The organism is Gemmobacter sp., from assembly GCF_046292685.1.
GTDB lineage: Bacteria > Pseudomonadota > Alphaproteobacteria > Rhodobacterales > Rhodobacteraceae > Wagnerdoeblera.
Genome location: NZ_JBKBQM010000012.1, coordinates 21,058 through 43,044 on the forward strand (window position 1 = coordinate 21,058; position 21,987 = coordinate 43,044).

Below are 21,987 nucleotides of genomic sequence, written 5' to 3' on the forward strand. Positions count from 1 at the left end.
CGCCCGCCAAGTGAAGGCTTGCCAAACCCGGACCCGATGCGCTTTGCTGAGGCCAAGGAGTGCGCCCGGACTTACGCCGCATCGGGACGGGCGCGAAACTCTGCCATCAGGGAAGTACCGCGGCGGAACTGACACATGACTGAGCTTGCGTTTCTGCTCAACGGAACGCCGGTGCGCCTGCGCGACGTTGCGCCCACCCGCACCCTGCTCGACTGGCTGCGCGAGGATCGCGGCCTGACCGGCACCAAGGAAGGCTGCAACGAAGGCGACTGCGGCGCCTGCACGGTGATGGTCACCGATGCGCGCGGCACCCGGGCCCTCAACGCCTGCATCCTGTTCCTGCCGCAACTGGCGGGCAAGGCCGTGCGCACCGTCGAAGGGCTGTCGGCCCCCGACGGCACCCTGCACCCGGTCCAGCAGGCGATGGTCGATCACCACGGCAGCCAGTGCGGCTTCTGCACCCCGGGCTTCGTGGTGGCCATGGCCGCCAACCACCTGAGCGGCGAAACCGACCACGACACCGCGCTGGCCGGCAACCTGTGCCGCTGCACCGGCTACGCCCCCATCCTGCGCGCCGCCCGCGCCGCCGAGGCCGCCCCCGCCCCCGCCTGGATCGACGATTCCGCCGCCCTTTTCACCTTGACCGAAATATCCTCGGGGGGTGAATGGCCCGGCACGGGCCAGAGGGGGGCAGACAGCCCCCCTGCCTTCCTGCCGCGCAGCGCCGACGAGCTCGCCGCCTGGTATCTTGCCCATCCGCAAGGCCGGCTGGTCGCAGGCGCGACGGATGTCGGGCTCTGGGTCACCAAGGGCCTGCGCGATCTGGGCCCGGTGGCCTTCGTCGCCGGGGTCGAGGATCTGCGCGGCGTCACGGTTTCGGACGGCGAAATCCGCATCGGTGCGGCCACCACCATCGCCGAGTTGCGCCGCGCGATCGCGCCGCATCACCCCTCCTTTGCCGGGCTTCTGCGCCGCTATGCCAGCGAACAGGTGCGCAACGCCGCCACCATCGGCGGCAACATCGCCAATGGCAGCCCGATCGGCGATGCCCCGCCGGCGCTGATCGCGCTGGGGGCCACGTTGCACCTGCGCCGCGGCGATGCCCGGCGGTCGATCCCGCTCGAGTCCTTCTTCCTCGCCTACGGCAAGCAGGACCGCGCGCCCGGCGAATTCGTCGAGGCCGTCAGCATCCCGCGCCAGCCCGATAGCTTGCGCTGCTACAAGCTTTCCAAGCGTTTCGACCAGGACATTTCCGCGGTCTGCGGCGCCTTGAACATTTCGGTCGCGGATGGGCGTGTGACAAGCGCGCGCATCGCCTTCGGCGGCATGGCCGGAACGCCGAAGCGTGCGATCCAAGCCGAAGCGGCGCTGCTGGGCGCGGCGTGGAACGAGAAGACCATCGAGGCGGCCTGCACCGCCCTGGCACAGGATTTCACCCCGCTTTCCGACATGCGCGCCTCGGCCGGCTACCGGATGGAGGCGGCGCGCGGCATGATCCGGCGCTGTTTTCTCGAAACGGCCGGAGCGGCCACCAGCGTTCTGGAGGTGCGGGCATGAGCGTGGCAAAACCCCTGGCCCACGATTCCGGACCGCTGCATGTGACCGGCCAGGCGCGCTATCTGGACGATGTGCCGCTGCCGGCCAATGCGCTGCATCTGGCCTTCGGGCTTTCCACCGTGGCCCATGCCGAAATCGTGGCGATGGATCTGGCCGCGGTGCGCGCCGCACCCGGGGTGGTGGCGGTGCTGACGGCCGCCGACATGCCCTTTGCCAACGACGCCTCGCCTTCGGCGCATGACGAACCGGTGCTGGCCGATGGCGTGGTGCATTTCCTCGGGCAGCCGATGTTCCTGGTGGTGGCGACCAGCCACCTTGCCGCCCGCCGCGCCGCCCGCCTGGCCAGGGTGCGCTATGCCGAACGGCCCGCGATCCTGACGGTCGAACAGGCGCTGGCGGCGGACAGCCGCTTCGGGCCGCCGGTGGTCTGGACGATGGGCGATGCCGCCGCCGCGCTGGCGCGGGCGCCGCATGTGATCGAGGGCCGGCTGGAACTGGGCGGGCAGGAACATTTTTACCTCGAAGGCCAGGCGGCGCTGGCCATCCCCGGCGAGGCGGGGGACATGCATGTCATGTCCTCGACCCAGCATCCGACCGAGATCCAGCACAAGGTGGCCGAGGCCATCGGCCTGCCGATGCATGCGGTGCGGGTCGAGTGCCGGCGCATGGGCGGCGGCTTCGGCGGCAAGGAAAGCCAGGGCAACCACCTGGCGGTGGCCTGCGCCGTCGCGGCTCGCGCGACGGGGCGGCCGTGCAAGATGCGCTACGACCGCGACGACGACATGATGGTCACCGGCAAGCGCCACGACTTCCGCATCGACTATCGCGCGGGCTTCGACGATGACGGGCGGCTGTCGGGGGTGGAATTCACGCATTACACCCGGGCCGGCTGGGCGCTGGACCTGACCCATCCGGTCGCGGACCGCGCCATGCTGCACGCAGGCAACGCCTATCACCTGCCGCATGTCCGCATCGAAAGCCACCGGCTGCGCACCAACACCCAAAGCGCCACCGCGTTTCGCGGGTTCGGCGGGCCGCAAGGCGTGGCCGGGATCGAGCGGGTGATGGATCACATCGCCCATGCCCTGGGCCGCGACCCGCTGGAGGTGCGGCGCGCGAACTTCTATGCGGCGCCCGCGGCAGCCCCGGGGGGCGCTGCCCCCCGGACCCCCCGGGATATTTCCGGACAGAAAATGGAGGGCGCGCAGACCACCCATTACGGCCAGCCGGTGCGCGGCTATGTGCTGCACGATCTGGTGGCGCGGCTGGAAGCCTCGTCGGAGTATGTCGCGCGGCGGGCGGCGGTGCGGGACTGGAACGCCCGCCACCCGGTGCTGAAGCGGGGTATCGCGCTGACGCCGGTGATGTTCGGCATTTCCTTCACGCTGACGCATCTGAACCAGGCCGGTGCGCTGGTGCATGTGTATCAGGACGGGTCGATCCACCTGAACCACGGCGGCACCGAGATGGGCCAGGGCCTGTTCCAGAAGGTCGCGCAGGTGGCCGCGACGGAGTTCGGGGTGGACATGGCGGCGGTGCGGATCACCGCGACCGACACGGCCAAGGTGCCCAACACCAGCGCCACCGCGGCATCCTCGGGGTCGGACCTGAACGGCATGGCGGTGCAGGCTGCTTGTGCCGAGATCCGCGGGCGGATGGCGGCGCATCTGGCGCAACTGCATCAGGTGGCGCCCGAGGCGGTGGTCTTTGCCGATGGGCGGGTGCGGGCGGGGGCCGGCGACTACGCCTTCGCCGAAGCGGCCAGCCTGTGTTACCAGGGGCGCGTCGCGCTGTCGGCCACCGGGTTTTACCGCACGCCCGACATCCGCTGGGACCGGACCCGCGGGCGCGGGCGGCCTTTCCTGTATTTCGCCTATGGCGCTGCGGTGACCGAAGTGGTGATCGACACGCTGACCGGCGAAAACCGCATCCTGCGTGCCGATATCCTGCACGATACCGGCGCCTCGCTGAACCCGGCGCTGGACATCGGGCAGGTCGAAGGCGGCTATGTGCAAGGCGCGGGATGGCTGACGACCGAGGAACTGGTCTGGGACGACAAGGGTGCCTTGCGCACCCATGCGCCCAGCACCTACAAGATCCCCGCCTTTGCCGACCGGCCCGAAGTGTTCAACGTGGCGCTTTACAACCAGCCCAACCCCGAACCGACGATCCACCGTTCCAAGGCGGTGGGCGAGCCGCCCTTCATGCTGGGGATTTCGGCGTTGATGGCGCTGTCGGATGCGGTGGCGGCTTGCGGCGACGGGTCGGTCTACCCCGACCTGAACGGGCCGGCCACCGCCGAACGGGTCTTGCGCGCGGTGCGCCGCCAGCAGGGCCGCGATGTTTGACCGGGCCGCGCTGGCGGCGGCGGTTGCGGCGCAGGGCCGCGTGGCGCGGGTGGTGATCGCGGGCTTTGCCGGGTCGTCCCCGCGCGAGGCAGGGGCGGCCATGCTGGTGTGGCAAGGCGGCCAGTCGGGCACCATCGGCGGCGGGGCGCTGGAATGGCAGGCGGCGCAGGCGGCGCGCGCCTTGCTGGGCGCGGGCGGTGCATGCGTCACGCGCCACGCGCTGGGGCCCGAACTGGGCCAGTGCTGCGGGGGGGCGGTGACGCTGGCGACCGAAGTGTTCGATGCGCCGGCGCTGGCGGCGCTGGAGCTGCGGGACGGCTGCGTGCTGCGCCGGGTTGCCGGTGCGGCGCCGGTGCCGCTGGCGATTGCCCGTGCGCTGGCGCGGGCGCGCGACCGCGGCGCGGTGCCGGCGGTGACGCTGGCCGACGGCTGGTTGCTGGAGCCCCTGGCGCTGCCCGCCCGCAAGCTGTGGATCTGGGGGGCAGGGCATGTGGGTCGGGCGCTGGTGGCGGTGCTGGCGCCGCTGCCGGGCTTTGCGCTGACCTGGGTCGATACCGCCGCCGACCGCTTTCCGGCCGACATCCCCCCCGGTGTCGTGCCGCGCATTTCCGCCGACCCGGGCGCGCTGGTGCCCGAGGCGCCCGCCGATGCCGAGCATCTGATCCTGACCTATTCGCATGCGCTGGACCTCGAGCTTTGCCACCGGCTCTTGCAGCACGGTTTCGCCGGTTGCGGGCTGATCGGGTCGGCGACGAAATGGGCGCGGTTCCGGTCGAGGCTTTCGGCGCTTGGCCATGCCCCGGCGGATGTGGCAAGGATCGTCTGCCCGATCGGCGATCCGGGCCTTGGCAAGCATCCGCAGGCCATTGCCATCGGGGTTGCGTCCGAACTGATGCGCGCCGCCCCTGCCCTGACACGAAAGGCCCTTGCATGACCGTGCCGTTGCTGAAGATCGAGGGGTTGACCAAGGCCTATCCGGGGGTCGTGGCCAACGCGGACGTTTCCTTTGCGATCCAGCCCGGCGAGGTTCATGCCCTGCTGGGGGAAAACGGCGCCGGGAAATCGACCCTCGTCAAGATGATCTACGGTCTTGTGCGCCCCGATTCGGGGCACATGTCGCTGCGGGGGGGGGCCTACGCGCCGGCCAAGCCCTCCGAGGCGCGGGCGCAGGGCGTGGCGATGGTATTTCAGCATTTCAGCCTGTTCGAGGCGCTGGATGTCGCCGAAAACGTGGCCTTGGGCATGGAAAACCCGCCGCCGATGCGGCAACTGGCCGAACGCATCCGCGCCGTGTCGCTGGAATACGGCCTGCCGCTCGACCCCGGGAAGCTGGTCGGCGACCTGTCGGCCGGCGAGCGGCAGCGGGTCGAGATCATCCGCTGCCTGCTGCAGGATCCCGAGCTGCTGATCATGGACGAGCCGACCTCGGTTCTGACCCCGCAAGAGGTCGGCATCCTGTTCCAGACGCTGCGGCAGTTGTCGGCCGAGGGCACGGCGATCCTTTACATCTCGCACAAGCTCGAGGAAATCCGCAGCCTCTGCGACGAGGCCACGATCCTGCGGCGCGGCAAGGTGGTGGCCACCTGCACCCCGCGCGAGCGCACCGCGCGCGAGATGGCGGAACTGATGGTGGGCCAGGTGCTGACCCCGCCGGCACGGGCGCAGAAGGCGCCGGGGGCGGTGGCCTTGCAGGTGCAGGGGCTGTCGGTCGCCTCGCCGAACCCCTTCGGCACGGCGTTGCACGACGTCTCTTTCACCTTGCGGCGCGGCGAGGTGCTGGGCATCGCCGGGGTGGCCGGCAACGGGCAGGACGAACTGCTGCTGGCCCTGTCGGGCGAACTGGCCTCGCCGCCGCAGGCGGTGCAGATCGACGGCGTGCCGGTCGGCCACCTTGGCCCCAATGAACGGCGCGCGCTGGGGCTGGTGGCCGCGCCCGAAGAAAGGCTTGGCCACGCCGCCGCCCCCGACATGAGCCTGACGGAAAATGCCCTGCTGTCGGCGCATGTGCGCAAGGGCTTTCTGACCAGCGGCTTCATCGACTGGGCGGCGGTCGAAGGCTTTGCGCAGCAGATCGTCCGCGATTTCGATGTGCGCACCCCCGGCACGCATGTTGCGGCGCGGGCGCTTTCGGGCGGCAACCTGCAGAAATACGTGATCGGGCGGGAAATCCTGCAAGACCCCTCGGTGATCGTGGTGAACCAGCCGACCTGGGGCGTGGATGCGGCGGCGGCCGCAGCCATCCGGCAGGCGCTGCTGGATCTGGCGGCACAGGGGGCGGCGGTGGTGGCAATCAGCCAGGATCTGGACGAGTTGCTGGAAATCGCCGACAGTTTCGCCGCGCTGAACGGCGGCCGGCTGACGCCGCCCCGCCCCGCGCAAGGGCTGACGGTGGACCAGATCGGCTTGATGATGGGGGGCGCGCACGGCATGGATGTGGCCCATCACCACCATCGGGAACAGGGTGCAAGCGCATGATCCGGCTGGAAAAACGCCCCACGCCTTCGCGGTTCTGGACCGCCGCCACCCCGGTTCTGGCGGTGCTGGCCACGATGGTGGCGGGGGGGCTGATGTTTGCCGCCTTGGGCAAGGATCCGTTCGAGGCGATCCGCACCATCTTCTGGGATCCGCTGTTTCACCCGCAGTTCTCGGGCTATTCGCGCCCGCAGCTGCTGGTCAAGGCCGGGCCGCTGATCCTGATTGCGGTGGGGCTGAGCCTCGGGTTCCGCGCCGGGGTCTGGAACATCGGCGCCGAGGGGCAGTACATCATCGGGGCGATCTGCGGCGCGGCGGTGGGGCTGGCCTTCTACCCTGCGGCGGGGTGGTACATCTTTCCGCTGATGGTGGCGGCGGGGGCCTTGGGCGGGTTTGTCTGGGCGATGATCCCGGCGGTGCTGCGCACGCGGTTCAACACCTCGGAAATCCTGGTGTCGCTGCTGCTGGTTTACGTGGCGCAGGCGCTGCTGGCCTCGATGGCGCTGGGGGTGCTGCGCAACCCCGATGGCGGCGGCTTTCCCGGCAGCCGGAACCTTTCGCAGTATCCGGCCGCGTCGAACCCCGAACTGATCGCCGGCACCGGGATGCACTGGGGGGTGGTCGCGGCCTTTGTCGCCGTCATCACCGCCTTCGTGCTGCTGCAACGGCACATCCTGGGCTTTCACATCAAACTGGCCGGCCAGGCACCGCGCGCGGCGCGGTTTGCCGGCGTGTCGTCCGCCGGGCTGGTGCTGACCTGCCTGGGCGTCTCGGGCGTGCTGGCGGGGATGGCGGGGATGTTCGAGGTGGCGGGCCCCTCGGGCAAGATCTCGATCGACTTTGCCAGCGGCTACGGCTTTACGGCGATCATCGTGGCGTTTCTCGGGCGGCTCAACCCGGTGGGCATCCTGCTGGCGGGGCTGCTGATGGCGCTGACCTATATCGGCGGGGAACTGGCGCAATTCATGCTGGGGTTGCCCAAGGCCAGCATCCAGGCTTTTCAGGGGATGCTGCTGTTCTTTCTGCTGGCTTTCGACCTGACCTCCAACTACCGGCTGCGGTTGCGCCGGCCCGAGGTGGCCTGACATGGACCTGAGCGCAATCAACCCGGCGGTGCTGTTCGCCTCGCTGATCGTGGCGGCGACGCCGATCCTGCTGGCGGGTCTGGGCGAGTTGGTGGTGGAAAAGGCCGGGGTGCTGAACCTGGGCGTCGAAGGCATGATGATCGTGGGCGCGATCTGCGGCTTTGCGGTGGCGGTCGGCACCGGCAGCCCGGTGCTGGGCTTTGCCGCGGGGGCGGCGGGGGGCGCGGGGCTTTCGCTGGTGTTCGCGTTGCTGACGCAATACCTGCTGGCCAACCAGGTGGCGACGGGCCTTGCGCTGACGCTGTTCGGCCTGGGTTTTTCGGCGCTGATCGGCCAGGGCTACGTGGGGATCAAGCCGCCGGCGGTGGCGCCGCTGGGCTTTGGCCCGCTGTCGGAGCTGCCGGTGGTGGGAACCGTGCTGCTGCGCCACGATGCGATGGTGTATCTGGCGCTGCTGGCGGTGCCGGGGCTGTGGTGGGCGCTGAACCGTACGCGCGCGGGGCTGGTGCTGCGCGCGGTGGGCGAAAACCACGATGCCGCCCATGCGCTCGGCTACAAGGTGGTGCGCATCCGGGTGCTGGCGATCCTGTTCGGCGGGGCGATGGCGGGCCTGGGCGGCGCATACCTCAGCCTCGTGCGCGTGCCGATGTGGACCGAAGGCATGACCTCGGGCGCAGGCTGGATCGCGCTGGCGCTGGTGGTGTTCGCCAGCTGGCGGCCAGGGCGGCTTTTGCTGGGCGCCTGGTTGTTCGGCGGCATCACGGTGCTGCAGCTCAATCTTCAGGCAGCGGGCGCGAAAGTGCCGGTCGAATACCTGGCAATGTCGCCTTATGTCATCACGATCGTCGTGCTTGTGCTGATCTCGGCGCGGGGCAGGCGCGCGGCCGGCGCCCCGGCGGCGCTGGGGCGCAGTTTCCACGCGACGCATTGACGATACGGGGAAAACCCCGGACAACGGCGGGAACGAACCCGCAGCAACAGGGAGACGACCACATGATCCGCAGAACACTGCTTGCAACGGCCGCACTGGCGGCGGCGCTGGCCTTTGGCGGCATGGCAAGCGCGCAGGCGCTGGACAAGGCCAAGGCGTGCTTCGTCTATGTCGGGCCGATCGGCGACGGCGGCTGGACCTACCAGCACCATCAGGGCGCGCTGGCGGTGAAAGAGGCCTACGGCGACAAGGTGGAAATCGCCTGGCAGGAATCGGTGCCCGAAGGCGCCGACGCCGAACGCGTGCTGACGCAGATGGCGCTGTCGGGCTGCAACATCATCTTCACCACCTCGTTCGGCTACATGGACCCGACCAACACGGTTGCGGCCAAGTTCCCGAACGTGAAGTTCGAACATGCCACCGGCTTCAAGCGCGAACATCCGAACGTCGCCACCTATGACGCGCGCTTCTACGAAGGCCGCGCCGTGATCGGCCACATCGCCGGCAAGATGACCAGGTCGAACAAGATCGGCTACATCGGCTCGTATCCGATCCCCGAGGTGATCCAGGGCATCAACAGCTATTTCCTGCACGCCCGCAAGGCCAACCCGGCGGTCGAACTGTCGGTCGTCTGGGCCTATACCTGGTTCGACCCGGCGAAAGAGGCCGATGCCGCCAAGGCGCTGATCGAACAGGGCGTCGACGTGATCGCCGCCCATACCGACAGCACCGCCCCGCTGGCCGAGGCGGCCAAGGCCGGCAACGTGATCGGCTTCGGCCAGGCGTCGGACATGGCCGCCTACAAGCCCAGCCCGCGCGTCGCCTCGATCATCGACAACTGGGCGCCCTACTACGTCAAGCGCGTCGGTCTGCTGCTGGAAGGCAAGTGGGAACAGGCCGCAAGCTGGGAAGGCATGCCGGGCGGCGAAGTGCAGATCGGCGAGATCACCGATGCCGTCCCCGCCGAGGTCAAGGCCGAAGCCGAAGCGATGATCGCCGCCATCACCGCCGGCACCTACCACCCCTTCACCGGCCCGATCAACAAGCAGGACGGCTCGGCCTGGCTGAAGGAGGGCGAAGTGGCCGATGACGGCACCCTGGCCGGCATGATGTTCTACGTCGAAGGCATCAAGGGCGAGATCCCCAAGTGATCCGCGGCTGATCCGCCCCGCCATCGCGCCCCGCCCCGGACGACAGGGCGGGGCGTCTGCTTTTGCGGGCCTTGCGTCGCGCAGCCTTGTCTCGGGTCAGACGAAGATGAACACGCTTTCGTCAAAGCTGGCTGCCGTCAGCGCTCCGGCCAGGGCATCCACCTGCAGCAGGTCGGCGCCATAGCCGATCAGCACCGACCCCGGGCCGTTGTCGGCAAAACTGAAGTCGCCGAAGTTGTAACCGATGATGAGCAGGCGGTCCTTGCCGAGTTCGAAGTCGAGGATGCGGTCCTGCGCAGCGTCGGTGGACAAGGCAAAGACATCGGCCCCCGCGCCACCGTAAAGCTGATCGGCCCCATCCCCATCGTAAAGCCAGTCCTGACCCGCGCCGCCGAACAGCGTATCGGCGCCGGCGCCGCCATACAGCGTGTCGTTGCCGCTGCCGCCAAAGACTAGGTCGTTGCCCTGCGCCCCCTGCACAAGGTCGTTGCCATTGCCGCCCCGAATCCGGTCGTGGCCGATGCCGCCTTGCAAGGTGTCGTCCCCGTTGCCCCCGAACAGCCGGTCGTTGCCGACATGCCCGACCAGCTGGTCGCCGCCGTCGCCGCCATCCAGCGTGTCGTTGCCTTGCCCGCCGCCCAGCCGGTCGGCGCCGCCCTGCCCTTCGATCCGGTCGTTGCCGCGCGCGCCTTGCAGGATGTTGTCCTGCGCATCGCCGATCAGCGTGTCGTTGCCATCGCCGCCGATCGCATGCTCGAACCCCTGAAGCGTGACAGCCACGCCGTCGATCTGGCCGGTGCCCGTGCTCAGGTCGATGCGCGTTGCCGCGGACACGGCGGCGGCATTCAGCGTGTCTTGCCCGCCGTTGGTATCGGCCAGCGCGGTGGCATGGCCGAAGGCCCCGCCGGCGAGGTCGCTGTAGGCATTGGTGAAGATCCAGATGTCGTCGACCGATTTTTCCGCGCCGCTCAGGGTCAGTTCGGCCCCGATGATCGACGATTCCTCCATGAGCCAGCGGTCGGAGATATGCACCGTCCAGGTGCCCACGCTGGTTTCGCCGCGGAACTGGTTCGACATGAAGACCCAGCTCCAGGTCGCGGAATAGCCATCGTTCCTCGGGCGCGACAGGTAGGAGGTCGTGCCATCGGGCGAGGTCAGGGTAATCAGGTAGTCGCCGGTAAAGGCGGTGCCGGTCTGCCAGGTCAGCTTCAGCTCGACATGTTCCAGCGCCATGTCCTCGGTCACGTTCAGATCGAAGCTGACGCCGGCGATGTTGTCGTCGGGAATCACCATGTCCCCGGTCCAGGTCGCGGCCACCTCCTGCTTCCAGTTGGCCGAGGTGCTTTGCAGCTTCCAGCTTTGCGCCAGCCGGACCGCCGCAAGCGCGTCGATCAGGCCAAAGCCGTAGTCGTTGGAAAAATGCATCCCACCGCCGTTCCAGGTGCGCGCACCGTTCACGGCCCAGGCGTAAAGCTCGGTCCCCGTGGGCGCGGCTCTGATCGCCGACCCGGTGTGCCGCGCCGTGGCGGCCAGGATGGTCTGCACATCGCGCCAGCCGAGGTCGGGGTTGGCTTCCAGCATCAGCGCGACCACGCCTGCGGCAATCGGCGACGCTGCCGAGGTGCCGCCGAACAGGCTTGTATAATCGGCGTCGCCCAGCAGCGGCTGGTTCGAACCGTCGTTGTAGCCCAGGCTGCCGGTGATGTCGGTGGTCCATATCCCGGCGCCGGCGGCACCGTTCGAGGTGGAGCCGATCAGCACCGATGCGCCGGGCGTGGAATAGCGCGCGACATAACCGTCATGGCTGACGGCCGCCACCACGATGGTCTCGATCATCGCGTTCTTGCTGGAATCGTTGGCGTCGCGGCCTTGCAGGCGGTTGTTGCCGGCCGAGGTCACGTTGATCGTACCCAGCCCGCCGCGCCCGGTGATGACACTGTCCTTCCAACCGACGAAAAAGGCGGCCGAATCCGGGTTCAGGATATTGTTGTCGAACGCCTTGGTATAGCCCCAGCTGTGGTTCGTGATGTCGAACATGTTCAGCCGGGTGAAGGATTCGTAATATTCCTCATCGGTCGGCAGGTCGAAGAACATGTCGACCCCGGCGATGGTGGCGCCGAAGGCCACGCCGACCCCGCCGATGCCGTTGTTGGCTGCCGCGATCAGCCCTGCCACGGCGGTGCCGTGATTGGAATCGATGCTTGCGGGAAACGGGTCGTGCGGGGTGCCGTTGATGAGGATGTGCAGGCCGGGGTCGTAACTGCCGATCAGATCGGGGTGCGTGTATTCGATGCCGTCGTCCCAGATGCCGACGGTGACGCCGCGGCCGGTAAATTCGTCCCAGACGCGGGTGACATTGATGTCCACCCCCGGCACGGCGCCGTTCTGGCCGGTATTGAGCAGGTGCCATTGATTGCCGAACAACGGGTCGGCAGGCGCGAAATTGCGTTCGATGGCCGTTGCGGCCGCGTCGAACCGCTTGCCCGGAAAGGCGGTCAACGCGGCGCCGGCAAGGTCCGTGACGTCTTCGGCGCAGGTTGCAGCCCGCGCCGGCGATGCCTCGGGCGACGCGACGCGAAGATCGGCCGGGTCGGCGGCCACCAGCCGGCGGGCGGCCAGAACCGTCACGACCGGCTCGGACTGGCTGCGAAGCCGCTCCGGCTCGCTTGCCGGCTCAAGGCGCGCCAACCCCGGTTCGGGCCAGGGCAGCAGCGCGGCCAGGGCTTCGGGCCCGGGGTTTTCGCTCAACGATACAGCGCCGTCCGGGCCAACGGTGGCCGGTGCTTGCATCAGGTCGGGTTGCATGAATGTCTCCATTGAAGGGAGGAAACGAAAAAGGCTCGACCGCCGTTCGACAAGGCAGCACCCGGCAACTCTGATGCAGGCTGCGACAGCTGTGCGGCAGGCTATCACAGCCGGTGCACTTTGCTACACCAGACCTTGGCCCGCCAAGGCGCGGCGCAAGCGAAAACCTTGCCGAAATGTGACAAGTCTCTTGCGCCGCATCGCAGCATCGCTAGTGTCGCCGGCAACGCCACGCTGCCGGGGAGGTTCCTTCATGGCCGAGTTCAAGAAAATCCTGATCGCCAACCGCGGCGAAATCGCCATCCGCGTGATGCGCGCCGCCAACGAACTGGGCAAGCGCACCGTCGCCGTGTTCGCCGAGGAGGACAAGCTGGGCCTGCACCGCTTCAAGGCGGACGAGGCTTACCGCATCGGCGAGGGGCTGTCGCCGGTGGGGGCCTATCTGTCGATCCCCGAAATCATCCGGGTGGCCAAGCTGTCGGGCGCCGACGCCATCCACCCCGGCTATGGCCTCTTGTCGGAAAACCCCGAATTCGTCGAGGCTTGCGTGGCCAACGGCATCGCCTTCATCGGCCCCACGGCCGAGACCATGCGCGCGCTCGGCGACAAGGCCAGCGCCCGGCGCGTGGCGATGGCCGCCGGTGTGCCGGTGATTCCGGCGACCGAGGTGCTGGGCGACGACATGGCCGAAGTGCGCCGGATGGCGGCCGAGATCGGCTTTCCGATGATGCTGAAGGCCAGCTGGGGCGGCGGCGGGCGCGGCATGCGCCCGATCCTGTCGCCGGACGAGCTTGAATCCAAGGTCCGCGAAGGCCGGCGCGAGGCCGAAGCCGCCTTCGGCAATGGCGAAGGGTATCTGGAAAAGATGATCCAGCGCGCCCGCCATGTCGAGGTGCAGATCCTCGGCGACAGCCACGGTGGGCTTTACCACCTGTACGAACGCGACTGTTCGGTGCAACGGCGCAACCAGAAGGTCGTGGAACGCGCCCCTGCCCCCTATCTGTCGGAGGCGCAGCGCGCGGAAATCTGCGAACTCGGCCTCAAGATCGGCCGCGCCGTCGGCTATCGCAATGCGGGCACGGTCGAATTCCTGATGGATATGGAAACCGGCGCCTTCTACTTCATCGAGGTGAACCCCCGCGTGCAGGTCGAACACACCGTGACCGAGGAGGTCACCGGCATCGACATCGTGCGCGCCCAGATCCTGATTGCCGAAGGCGCCACCCTGGCGCAGGCGACCGGGGCGGCGACACAGGCCGATGTGCACCTGAACGGCCATGCCATCCAGTGCCGGGTGACGACCGAAGACCCGCAGAACAACTTCATCCCCGATTACGGCCGCATCACCGCCTATCGCGGCGCCACCGGCATGGGCATCCGGCTCGACGGCGGCACGGCCTATTCCGGCGCGGTCATCACCCGCTATTACGACAGCCTGCTGGAAAAGGTCACCGCCTGGGCACCGACGCCGGAAATGGCGATCGCCCGGATGGACCGCGCCTTGCGCGAATTCCGCATCCGCGGCGTGGCGACCAATATCGCCTTCGTCGAGAACCTGCTGAAGCACCCCACGTTCCTGTCGAACGAATACCACACCAAGTTCATCGACACGACGCCCGAGCTGTTCCAGTTCAAGCGCCGCCGCGACCGGGCGACCAAGATCCTGACCTACATCGCCGACATCACGGTGAACGGGCATCCCGAAACCGCCGGCCGCCCGAAACCGGCCGAGGCACGCGCCCCCCGTGCGCCCAAGGTGGCGCCCGAACCGCCCCCTGCCGGCACCGCCGACCTGCTGCGGGAACTTGGGCCGAAAGGCGTGGCCGACTGGATGCTGGCGCAAACCCGCGTCCTCGTCACCGACACCACCATGCGCGACGGGCACCAGAGCCTGCTGGCCACCCGGATGCGCAGCCTGGACATGATCCGCGTGGCCCCGGCCTATGCCGCCAACCTGCCGGGTCTGTTCAGCGTGGAATGCTGGGGCGGCGCGACCTTCGACGTCGCCTACCGATTCCTGCAGGAATGCCCCTGGCAGCGCCTGCGCGACCTGCGCGCGGCCATGCCCAACCTGCTGTTGCAGATGCTGCTGCGCGGGGCGAACGGGGTGGGCTACACCAATTACCCCGACAATGTCGTGCGCGCCTTCGTGAAACAGGCCGCCGAAACCGGGGTGGATGTGTTCCGCGTGTTCGACAGCCTCAACTGGGTGGAAAACATGCGCGTGGCGATGGACGCGGTGCAAGAGGCCGGGAAAATCTGCGAAGGCACCGTCTGCTACACCGGCGACCTGCTGGACCCGGACCGCAGCAAATACGACCTGAAATACTACGTCTCGATGGCCAGGGAGCTTCGGGCCGCCGGCGCCCATGTGCTGGGGCTGAAGGACATGGCCGGGTTGCTGAAACCCGCGGCCGCCCGCGTGCTGGTCAAGGCGCTGAAGGACGAAACCGGCCTGCCCGTGCATCTGCACACCCACGACACCGCCGGCATCGCCAGCGGCACCATCCTCGCTGCGGCCGAGGCCGGGGTGGATGCGGTCGATTGCGCGATGGATGCGCTGTCGGGCAACACCAGCCAGGCCACCCTGGGCACCGTGGTTGCCGCGCTGAAGGGGTCGGAGCGCGACACCGGCCTCGACATGGCTGCGATCCGGGCGATTTCCGATTACTGGGACGAGGTGCGCGCCCATTACGCCGCCTTCGAATCCGGGATGCAGGCGCCCAGTTCCGAGGTCTACCTGCACGAGATGCCGGGCGGGCAGTTCACCAACCTCAAGGCGCAAGCGCGCAGCCTCGGCCTCGAATCCCGCTGGCCCGAAGTCGCCCGCACCTATGCCGAGGTGAACCGGATGTTCGGCGACATCGTCAAGGTCACGCCGTCGTCGAAGGTGGTGGGCGACATGGCGCTGATGATGGTGGCGCAAGGGCTGACCCGCGCCCAGGTCGAAGACCCCGATACCGAAGTGGCCTTCCCCGACTCGGTCGTGGACATGATGAAGGGCAATCTGGGCCAGCCCCCCGGCGGCTGGCCGGCGGCCTTGCAGGCCAAGGTGCTGAAAGGCGAAAAGCCCTTTACCGACCGCCCCGGCCTGCACGCGGCCCCCGTGGACCTGGAGGCGACGCGCGCCGACCTGCTGGCAAAGGTGCGCGCGATGGCCGGCGAGGATGCCGAGCTCGAGACCATCGACGACGAAGACCTGTGCGGCTACCTGATGTATCCCAAGGTGTTTCTCGATTATCGCGCCCGCCATGCGACTTATGGCCCGGTGCGCACCCTGCCCACGCGCACCTTCTTTTACGGCATGGAACCTGGCGAGGAGATCACCGCCGAAATCGACCCCGGCAAGACGCTGGAAATCCGCCTGCAGACGGTGGGGGAAACCACCGACGATGGCGAGGTGCGGGTGTTCTTCGAACTCAACGGCCAGCCGCGGGTGATCCGGGTGCCCAACCGCAGCGTGAAATCCGCCACCGCCCGCCGCCCCAAGGCCACCGACGGCAACCCGGCGCATGTCGGCGCGCCGATGCCCGGCTCCATCGCCTCGGTCGCGGTGACGGTCGGGCAAAAGGTGAAGCCCGGCGACCTTCTGGTGACCATCGAGGCGATGAAGATGGAAACCGGCCTGCACGCCGACCGCGCCGGCACGGTCAAGGCTGTCCACGTCAGCCCCGGCGCGGGCGTCGAGGCCAAGGATCTACTGGTGGAACTGGACTGAGGCAGCGCACCCGCCTTCATTTTCTGTCTCCAAATATCCCACGGGGCGCCCATCGTGTTCGCCATCGGTTCGAGAACCGATGGGCGCCGGGGGGTGTGACCCCCCCCGCTTCCGCGCCCGCCACGGCTGCTGCGTTCAGAACACCGCGCGCGGCAGCCAGGTGGCGATGCCGGGGGCCAGCCAGATCAGCGCCATCACCGCCAGCTGCAAGACGATATAGGGTGCAACCCCGCGATAGATCATGCCGGTGGTCACTTCCGCGGGCGCCGCCCCGCGCAGGTAGAACAGCGAAAAGCCGAACGGCGGGGTCAGGAAACTGGTTTGCAGGTTCACCGCCAGCAACACCGCCAGCCAGATCGGATCGTGCCCCATCAGGATCAAGGGCGGGATCAGCAGCGGCAGCAGAATCACCGAGATTTCCACGAAATCGAGGAAGAACCCCAGGACGAACACGAAGGCCATGGCAAAGACCAGCGCCCCTGTAGCCCCCCCCGGCAGCGCGGTCAGGATCGCGGCAACCCGGTGTTCGCCCCCCAGCCCCACAAAGACCAGCGAAAAGAACGATGCCATCAGGATGGTGGCAAAGATCATGGATGTCACCACCATCGTCTGCGCCATCGCGGGCACCATGATGCCGCGGGCAAACAGCGCCCGCAGGCAGGCGGCAATCGCCGCCAGCGCCACCAGCCCCAGCCCGCCATACAGGGCCGCCAGCGCAAAGGCCCCTGCCCCGGCATCCGACCGCTGCAAGCGCACCGGCGCCAGCCCTGCCGCCACCGCCAGCAGCACCAGCGCCCCCGCCCCGGCCAGCACCAGCCCGCGCGAGGCCCCCTGCCGCAGCCCCGCCAGCAGGATCGCGCCCACCGCACCGACGCTGGCGGCCTCGTTCGGGCTGGCGATGCCGCCGAGGATCGAGCCCAGAACCGCAACGATCAGCAGGACCGGGGGCAGGATCGCGCCCGACACCTCGCCCCGGCTGGGCTTCACCGTCCGGTGCTGCATCGCCGGTGCCACCGAAGGCCGCAGCCAGGCCAGCGCAAGGATATACAGGATATAGACCGCCACGAGCACCAGCCCGGGCACCAGGGCGGCGGCAAAGGTCTGGCCCACCGAAATCGTCTCGATGGAAAACTTGCCCTGCTTGTATTGCGCCTGCTGAAAGGCCGAACTCATCACCTCGGCCAGGATGATCAGCAGCGTCGAAGGCGGGATGATCTGCCCGAGCGTGCCGGCGGTGGCCACCGTTCCGGCGGCCAGCGAAGGCGAATAGCCGTTTCGCAGCATCGCGGGCAGCGCGATCATGCCCATCGCCACCACGGTGGCGCCGACGATGCCGGTCGATGCCGCCAGCAGCGCGCCCACCAGCACCACCGACACGCCCAGCCCGCCGCGCATGGCGCCGAACAGCCGGCCCATGGTTTCCAGCAACTCCCCGGCGATGCGGGATTTTTCCAGCACCACCCCCATGATGACGAACAGCGGAATCGCCGTCAGCACCGGGTTGGTCAGCACCGCAAAGAACCGCTGCCCCAGGGCGCCCATCAGGTTCATGGAAAACGCATCCAGCGCCCAGCCCAGCACCGCGAACAGCGTGGCGACCCCGGCGATGGTGAAGGCCACCGGATAGCCCAGCAGGATGGCCCCGATCAGGGCTGCGAACATCAGAAGGTCCAGGGGAAGGGTCATGCCACCGCCCTCGCCCGCAGCACATCGCGCAAGAGCGCCGAGACGCCTTGCACCATCAGAAGCCCGGCATAGGCCGGGATCAGCGATTTCAAGAGGAAAGATGCCGGAATGCCGCCCACCGAAATCGGCCCTTCCCAGATGGCCCAGGACCGGCTGACCATCGGCCAGGACCACCACAGCAGCATCGCCAGCGCCGGGAACAGCAGCAGCACATGCCCGGCCAGGTCCACCCGCGCCTTGCCCGCATCGGTCATCTTCGCATGAAAGATATCCACCCGCACATGCCCGCCCACCAGCATCGTGTACCCCGCCCCCAGCATGAACAGCGACGCGTGCAGATACAGCACCGCCTCGTTCACGAAGATCGAGGTGAAGCCGAAGGCATAGCGCATCACCACGATGGCGAATTGCAGCAGCACCATGGCCAGCGACAGCCACAGGGCAAAGGCGCCGACGGCGCGGTTGATGCGGTCCAGCGCATCGGCGATGGCGGTCATGTCTGCCCCCCGGAATGTTGGCGGCACGAGGCCCCCCCGCGCCGCCCCGCGGCCTCAGCCGCCGTAGTTGTAGCTCAGGCCGCGGGCGATCATCTGCCCGCTGTCGGCGTGGGGCATGTATTCCACCATCAGCTGCCGATAGGCCAGGAAGCTTTCGGTGATGCGCCTGACCAGATCGTCGTTGCTGGCGCGCAGTTCGGCAATGACCTCGCCCATGGCATTGCCCATGGCCACGATCACATCCTCGGGCAGCTGGCGCACCGTGACGCCGTGCTGGGTGGTCAATTCGCGCAAGGCCAGCGCGTGCTTGGTGGTGTATTCGGTCAGCACCGGGTTGTAGAGGCTCTCGGCCGCCTTTTCGACCGCCATCTTCAGATCGTCCGGCAGGTCGGTCCAGGCCTTGGCATTCACCGCGCATTCCTCGGCCGAGGACGGCTCGCCCACGCCGGGGCCGTAATAGTTCTTGGCGACCTGCTGCAACCCGAGGGCACTGTCCGACCACGGGCCGATGAATTCGCCCGCATCCAGCGCCCCCGATTGCAGCGCCTGGAACATGGCCGGGCCCGACATCGCCTCGACCGCCATGCCGATCTTGGCGCAGACTTCGGAATTGAGCCCCGTCGTGCGGTATTTCAGGCCCTTGAGGTCATCGAGGCTGTTGACCTCGTTGCGGAACCAGCCGGCCCATTGCGGGCCCGAGTTGCCGCACAGGAAGGGCTTGAGCCCGAAGCGGCCATACATCTCGTCATACAGCGCCTGGCCGCCGCCGTGCAGCATCCAGCCGTGCTGCTCGATGGCCGTCAGGCCCAGCGGCTGGCTGCCGAACAGCAGGATGCCCTTGGATTTCGACCCCCAGTAGGCCGGAACGGCATGATAGATTTCCGCCGTGCCTTCGGCCACGGCATCGAACACGCCCGGCCCGGGCACGATCTCGCCAGCGGCGAACAGTTCCACCTGAATCCGCCCGCCCGACAGCGCGGTGATGCGGTCGGCCAGCATCTGCGCGGCCACTCCCGGCCCCGGCAGGTTGCGCGGCCAGGCCGAAACCATGCGCCACTTGATCGTGCCTTGTGCGATGGCCGGGGCGGCCAGGGTGGCCGCCGCGGCGCCGACACCGGCGGTGGCGAGGAAGTCACGTCTTTTCATGGGTCTCTCCTTCCTGTTGGATATGTGCAGACTTTATCAGCTTTTCAGAATGCCCGGCAGATGCAAGCCATGTTCGCGGGCGCAGTCGATGGCGATGTCATAGCCGGCATCGGCATGGCGCATGACGCCGGTGGCGGGGTCGTTCCACAGCACGCGCTCGATGCGCCGGTCGGCATCTTCGGACCCGTCGCAGCAGATCACCATGCCGGAGTGCTGGCTGTAGCCCATGCCCACCCCGCCGCCGTGGTGCAGCGATACCCAGGTGGCGCCGGATGCACAGTTCAGCAGCGCATTGAGCAGCGGCCAGTCGCTGACGGCATCCGAGCCATCCTTCATCGCCTCGGTTTCGCGGTTGGGGCTGGCCACGGACCCCGAATCGAGGTGATCGCGCCCGATCACCACCGGGGCCTTCAGCTCGCCCTTGCGCACCATCTCGTTGATGGCAAGGCCCGCCCGGTGCCGGTCGCCCAGGCCGATCCACATGATGCGCGCGGGCAAGCCCTGGAACGCGATGCGGTCTGCGGCCATGTCCAGCCAGCGGTGCAGGTGGGCGTTGTCGGGGAACAGCTCCTTCATCCGCCGGTCGGTCTTGTAGATATCCTCGGGGTCGCCCGACAGCGCGGCCCAGCGGAACGGGCCGATCCCGCGGCAGAACAGCGGGCGGATGTAGGCGGGGACAAAGCCGGGAAAGGCAAAGGCGTTTTCCAGCCCTTCGTCCTTGGCGACCTGCCGGATGTTGTTGCCGTAATCCAGCGTCGGCACCCCGGCATTCCAGAAATCCACCATCGCGGCGACATGCGCCCGCATGCTGGCGCGGGCGGCGCGTTCCACCGCAGCGGGGTCGGTTTCCTGCTTTGCCCGCCATTCCGCCACCGTCCAGCCCGCGGGGCAATAGCCGTGCAGCGGGTCATGTGCGCTGGTCTGGTCGGTGACGATGTCGGGGCGGGGGCCACCGGCCTTCATGCGGGCGACCAGTTCGGGGAACACCTCGGCCGCGTTGCCGATCAGCGCGACCGACTTTGCCTCGCCCTTGGCCGCCCAATCGGCGATCATGGCAAGGGCTTCGTCGAGGCTGTGGGCCTTGGCATCGCAATAGCGGGTGCGGATGCGGAAATCGGCGCGGGTTTCGTCCACCTCTACCGCCAGGCAGCAGGCGCCGGCCATCACGGCGGCCAGGGGCTGCGCGCCGCCCATGCCGCCAAGGCCCCCGGTCAGGATCCAGCGGCCTTTCAGGTTGCCGCCGTAATGCTGGCGCCCGGCCTCGGCAAAGGTTTCGTAGGTTCCCTGCACAATGCCTTGGGTGCCAATGTAAATCCACGATCCGGCGGTCATCTGGCCGTACATCGCCAGGCCCTTGCGATCCAGTTCGTTGAAATGCTCCCACGTTGCCCAGTGCGGCACGAGGTTGGAGTTGGCGATCAGCACGCGCGGGGCATCCTTGTGGGTGCGGAACACGCCCACCGGCTTGCCCGACTGCACCAGCAGGGTTTCGTCATCGTTGAGGCCCCGCAGCGTGGCCACGATGCGGTCGAAATCGTCCCAGGTGCGTGCGGCGCGGCCGATGCCGCCATAGACCACCAGTTCGTGCGGATTTTCCGCCACATCGGGGTGCAGGTTGTTCATCAGCATCCGCAAGGGCGCCTCGGTCAGCCAGCTCTTGCAGCTGATCTCGGGGCCGGTGGGGGGGAACACGTCGCGGATGTTGTGGCGGGGGCTGGTCATGGCATCACCTTCAGAACGGGGGCCAAAGCGGCGATTTTCTTGAGGATTTCGGCAAGGATCGGGCGCAGGCGCGCGGCCTTTTGCGCCGAGTAGGCATAAGGGGCGGATTCGGTTTCCAGATGGGTGGATTGCGCCAGTTCCATCTGGATCGCGTGCCAACCCCGATCGGGGCGGCCGTAATGGCGCGTGGTCCAGCCGCCCTTGAAGCGGCCGTTGAGGATGTGGCTGTAACCTGTTGCATTTGCGCAGGTTTCCAGCGCAGCAGCTTCGATCCGCGGGTCGCAGCTGGCCCCGCCTGCGGTGCCGATGTTGAAATCGGGCAGCGTGCCGGGGAACAGGAAGGGGATATGGCTGCGGATCGAATGGCAATCGTACAGGATCGCCACCCCGTGCAAGCTGCGCACCCGTTCCATCTCGGCCGTCAGGGCGGCGTGGTAGGGGGCGTGGAAGTCGGCCCGGCGCTGCGCGATGTCGGCCGCATCCGGGGGGGTGTCCCAGATCGGGGCGCCGTCGAAATCGGTCAGGGGCACCAGATCGGTGCTGTTCTGGCCAGGATAGAGGCTTGCGCCATCCGGCGGGCGGTTGGCGTCGATGACGTAGCGGTGAAAGGTGGCGCGCACCGTGGTGGCGTCGGGCAGAAGCCCGTCGTAGAGCCGTTCGATATGCCAGTCGGTATCGGAGAGCTCTTGCCCGCGGGCGTTCAGGCGGGCACGGATGCCTTCGGGCAGCCAGGTGCCGGTATGCGGCAGGCCGAGGATGACGGGGCCGGTGCCGCGGGTGACCTCGACCGGGGTCATGGCTGCACCCGGGTCAGGGGGGCCTTCTGCCCCCCTCGGCCTGCGGCCTCACCCCCCGAGGATATTTGCGGA

At 68.1% G+C, this 21,987-nt stretch carries 14 protein-coding genes; 8 read left to right on the plus strand and 6 right to left on the minus strand.

Going from position 1 to position 21,987, the window contains the following annotated elements; all coding sequences use genetic code 11:
• The first annotated feature begins 135 nt into the window (after window positions 1-135).
• The 7 genes from xdhA to ACK4S2_RS05190 all read left to right on the plus strand — a co-directional run bounded on the left by xdhA (window position 136) and on the right by ACK4S2_RS05190 (window position 9,544).
• Complete coding sequence (xdhA, locus tag ACK4S2_RS05160; protein ID WP_409621080.1) at window positions 136-1,557, plus strand: xanthine dehydrogenase small subunit; 1,422 nt, start codon at window positions 136-138, stop codon at window positions 1,555-1,557.
• Window positions 1,554-3,905 carry a xanthine dehydrogenase molybdopterin binding subunit gene (xdhB, locus tag ACK4S2_RS05165; RefSeq protein ID WP_409621083.1) on the plus strand — a complete coding sequence of 784 codons (2,352 nt, stop codon included), beginning with the start codon at window positions 1,554-1,556 and terminating at the stop codon, window positions 3,903-3,905. The genes xdhA and xdhB overlap by 4 nt, the downstream gene beginning before the upstream one ends.
• Window positions 3,898-4,839 (plus strand): xanthine dehydrogenase accessory protein XdhC, encoded by a 942-nt coding sequence (gene xdhC, locus ACK4S2_RS05170; RefSeq protein ID WP_409621086.1) that lies wholly within the window; start codon window positions 3,898-3,900, stop codon window positions 4,837-4,839. Before xdhB ends, xdhC begins: the two co-directional genes overlap by 8 nt.
• Window positions 4,836-6,380 (plus strand): ABC transporter ATP-binding protein, encoded by a 1,545-nt coding sequence (locus tag ACK4S2_RS05175; protein ID WP_409621089.1) that lies wholly within the window; start codon window positions 4,836-4,838, stop codon window positions 6,378-6,380. Before xdhC ends, ACK4S2_RS05175 begins: the two co-directional genes overlap by 4 nt.
• Window positions 6,377-7,462, plus strand: a complete 1,086-nt coding sequence (locus tag ACK4S2_RS05180) for an ABC transporter permease (RefSeq protein WP_409621092.1) — start codon at window positions 6,377-6,379, stop codon at window positions 7,460-7,462. Before ACK4S2_RS05175 ends, ACK4S2_RS05180 begins: the two co-directional genes overlap by 4 nt.
• Window position 7,463: 1 nt before the next feature.
• Window positions 7,464-8,393 (plus strand): ABC transporter permease, encoded by a 930-nt coding sequence (locus ACK4S2_RS05185; protein WP_409621095.1) that lies wholly within the window; start codon window positions 7,464-7,466, stop codon window positions 8,391-8,393.
• 62 nt (window positions 8,394-8,455) lie between these two features.
• The gene (locus ACK4S2_RS05190; RefSeq protein WP_409621097.1) at window positions 8,456-9,544 is read left to right on the plus strand and encodes a BMP family ABC transporter substrate-binding protein; all 1,089 of its coding nucleotides are present in this window, start codon (window positions 8,456-8,458) and stop codon (window positions 9,542-9,544) included.
• Between the two features lie 96 nt (window positions 9,545-9,640).
• On the opposite strand, the gene ACK4S2_RS05195 is transcribed toward ACK4S2_RS05190, so the two are convergent.
• Window positions 9,641-12,349, minus strand: a complete 2,709-nt coding sequence (locus tag ACK4S2_RS05195) for a S8 family serine peptidase (protein ID WP_409621099.1) — start codon at window positions 12,347-12,349, stop codon at window positions 9,641-9,643.
• A gap of 253 nt (window positions 12,350-12,602) precedes the next feature.
• On the opposite strand from ACK4S2_RS05195, the gene pyc reads away from it, so the two are divergent.
• Window positions 12,603-16,067 (plus strand): pyruvate carboxylase, encoded by a 3,465-nt coding sequence (pyc, locus tag ACK4S2_RS05200; RefSeq protein ID WP_409621102.1) that lies wholly within the window; start codon window positions 12,603-12,605, stop codon window positions 16,065-16,067.
• A gap of 135 nt (window positions 16,068-16,202) precedes the next feature.
• Here the strand turns inward: pyc and ACK4S2_RS05205 are convergent, their stop codons facing one another.
• From ACK4S2_RS05205 to hutG, 5 genes are read right to left on the minus strand one after another with little or no spacing between them, the layout of a single operon-like run.
• The gene (locus tag ACK4S2_RS05205) at window positions 16,203-17,753 is read right to left on the minus strand and encodes a TRAP transporter large permease subunit (protein ID WP_409621105.1); all 1,551 of its coding nucleotides are present in this window, start codon (window positions 17,751-17,753) and stop codon (window positions 16,203-16,205) included.
• Complete coding sequence (locus ACK4S2_RS05210) at window positions 17,750-18,250, minus strand: TRAP transporter small permease subunit (protein ID WP_409621108.1); 501 nt, start codon at window positions 18,248-18,250, stop codon at window positions 17,750-17,752. The genes ACK4S2_RS05205 and ACK4S2_RS05210 overlap by 4 nt, the downstream gene beginning before the upstream one ends.
• Before the next feature lie 54 nt (window positions 18,251-18,304).
• Window positions 18,305-19,396, minus strand: a complete 1,092-nt coding sequence (locus ACK4S2_RS05215; RefSeq protein ID WP_409621111.1) for a TRAP transporter substrate-binding protein — start codon at window positions 19,394-19,396, stop codon at window positions 18,305-18,307.
• A gap of 36 nt (window positions 19,397-19,432) precedes the next feature.
• Window positions 19,433-21,118 carry a urocanate hydratase gene (gene hutU, locus ACK4S2_RS05220; protein ID WP_409621114.1) on the minus strand — a complete coding sequence of 562 codons (1,686 nt, stop codon included), beginning with the start codon at window positions 21,116-21,118 and terminating at the stop codon, window positions 19,433-19,435.
• Window positions 21,115-21,915, minus strand: coding sequence for an N-formylglutamate deformylase (gene hutG / locus ACK4S2_RS05225; RefSeq protein ID WP_409621117.1), 801 nt, complete (start codon window positions 21,913-21,915; stop codon window positions 21,115-21,117). Before hutG ends, hutU begins: the two co-directional genes overlap by 4 nt.
• Between the last annotated feature and the right edge of the window lie 72 nt (window positions 21,916-21,987).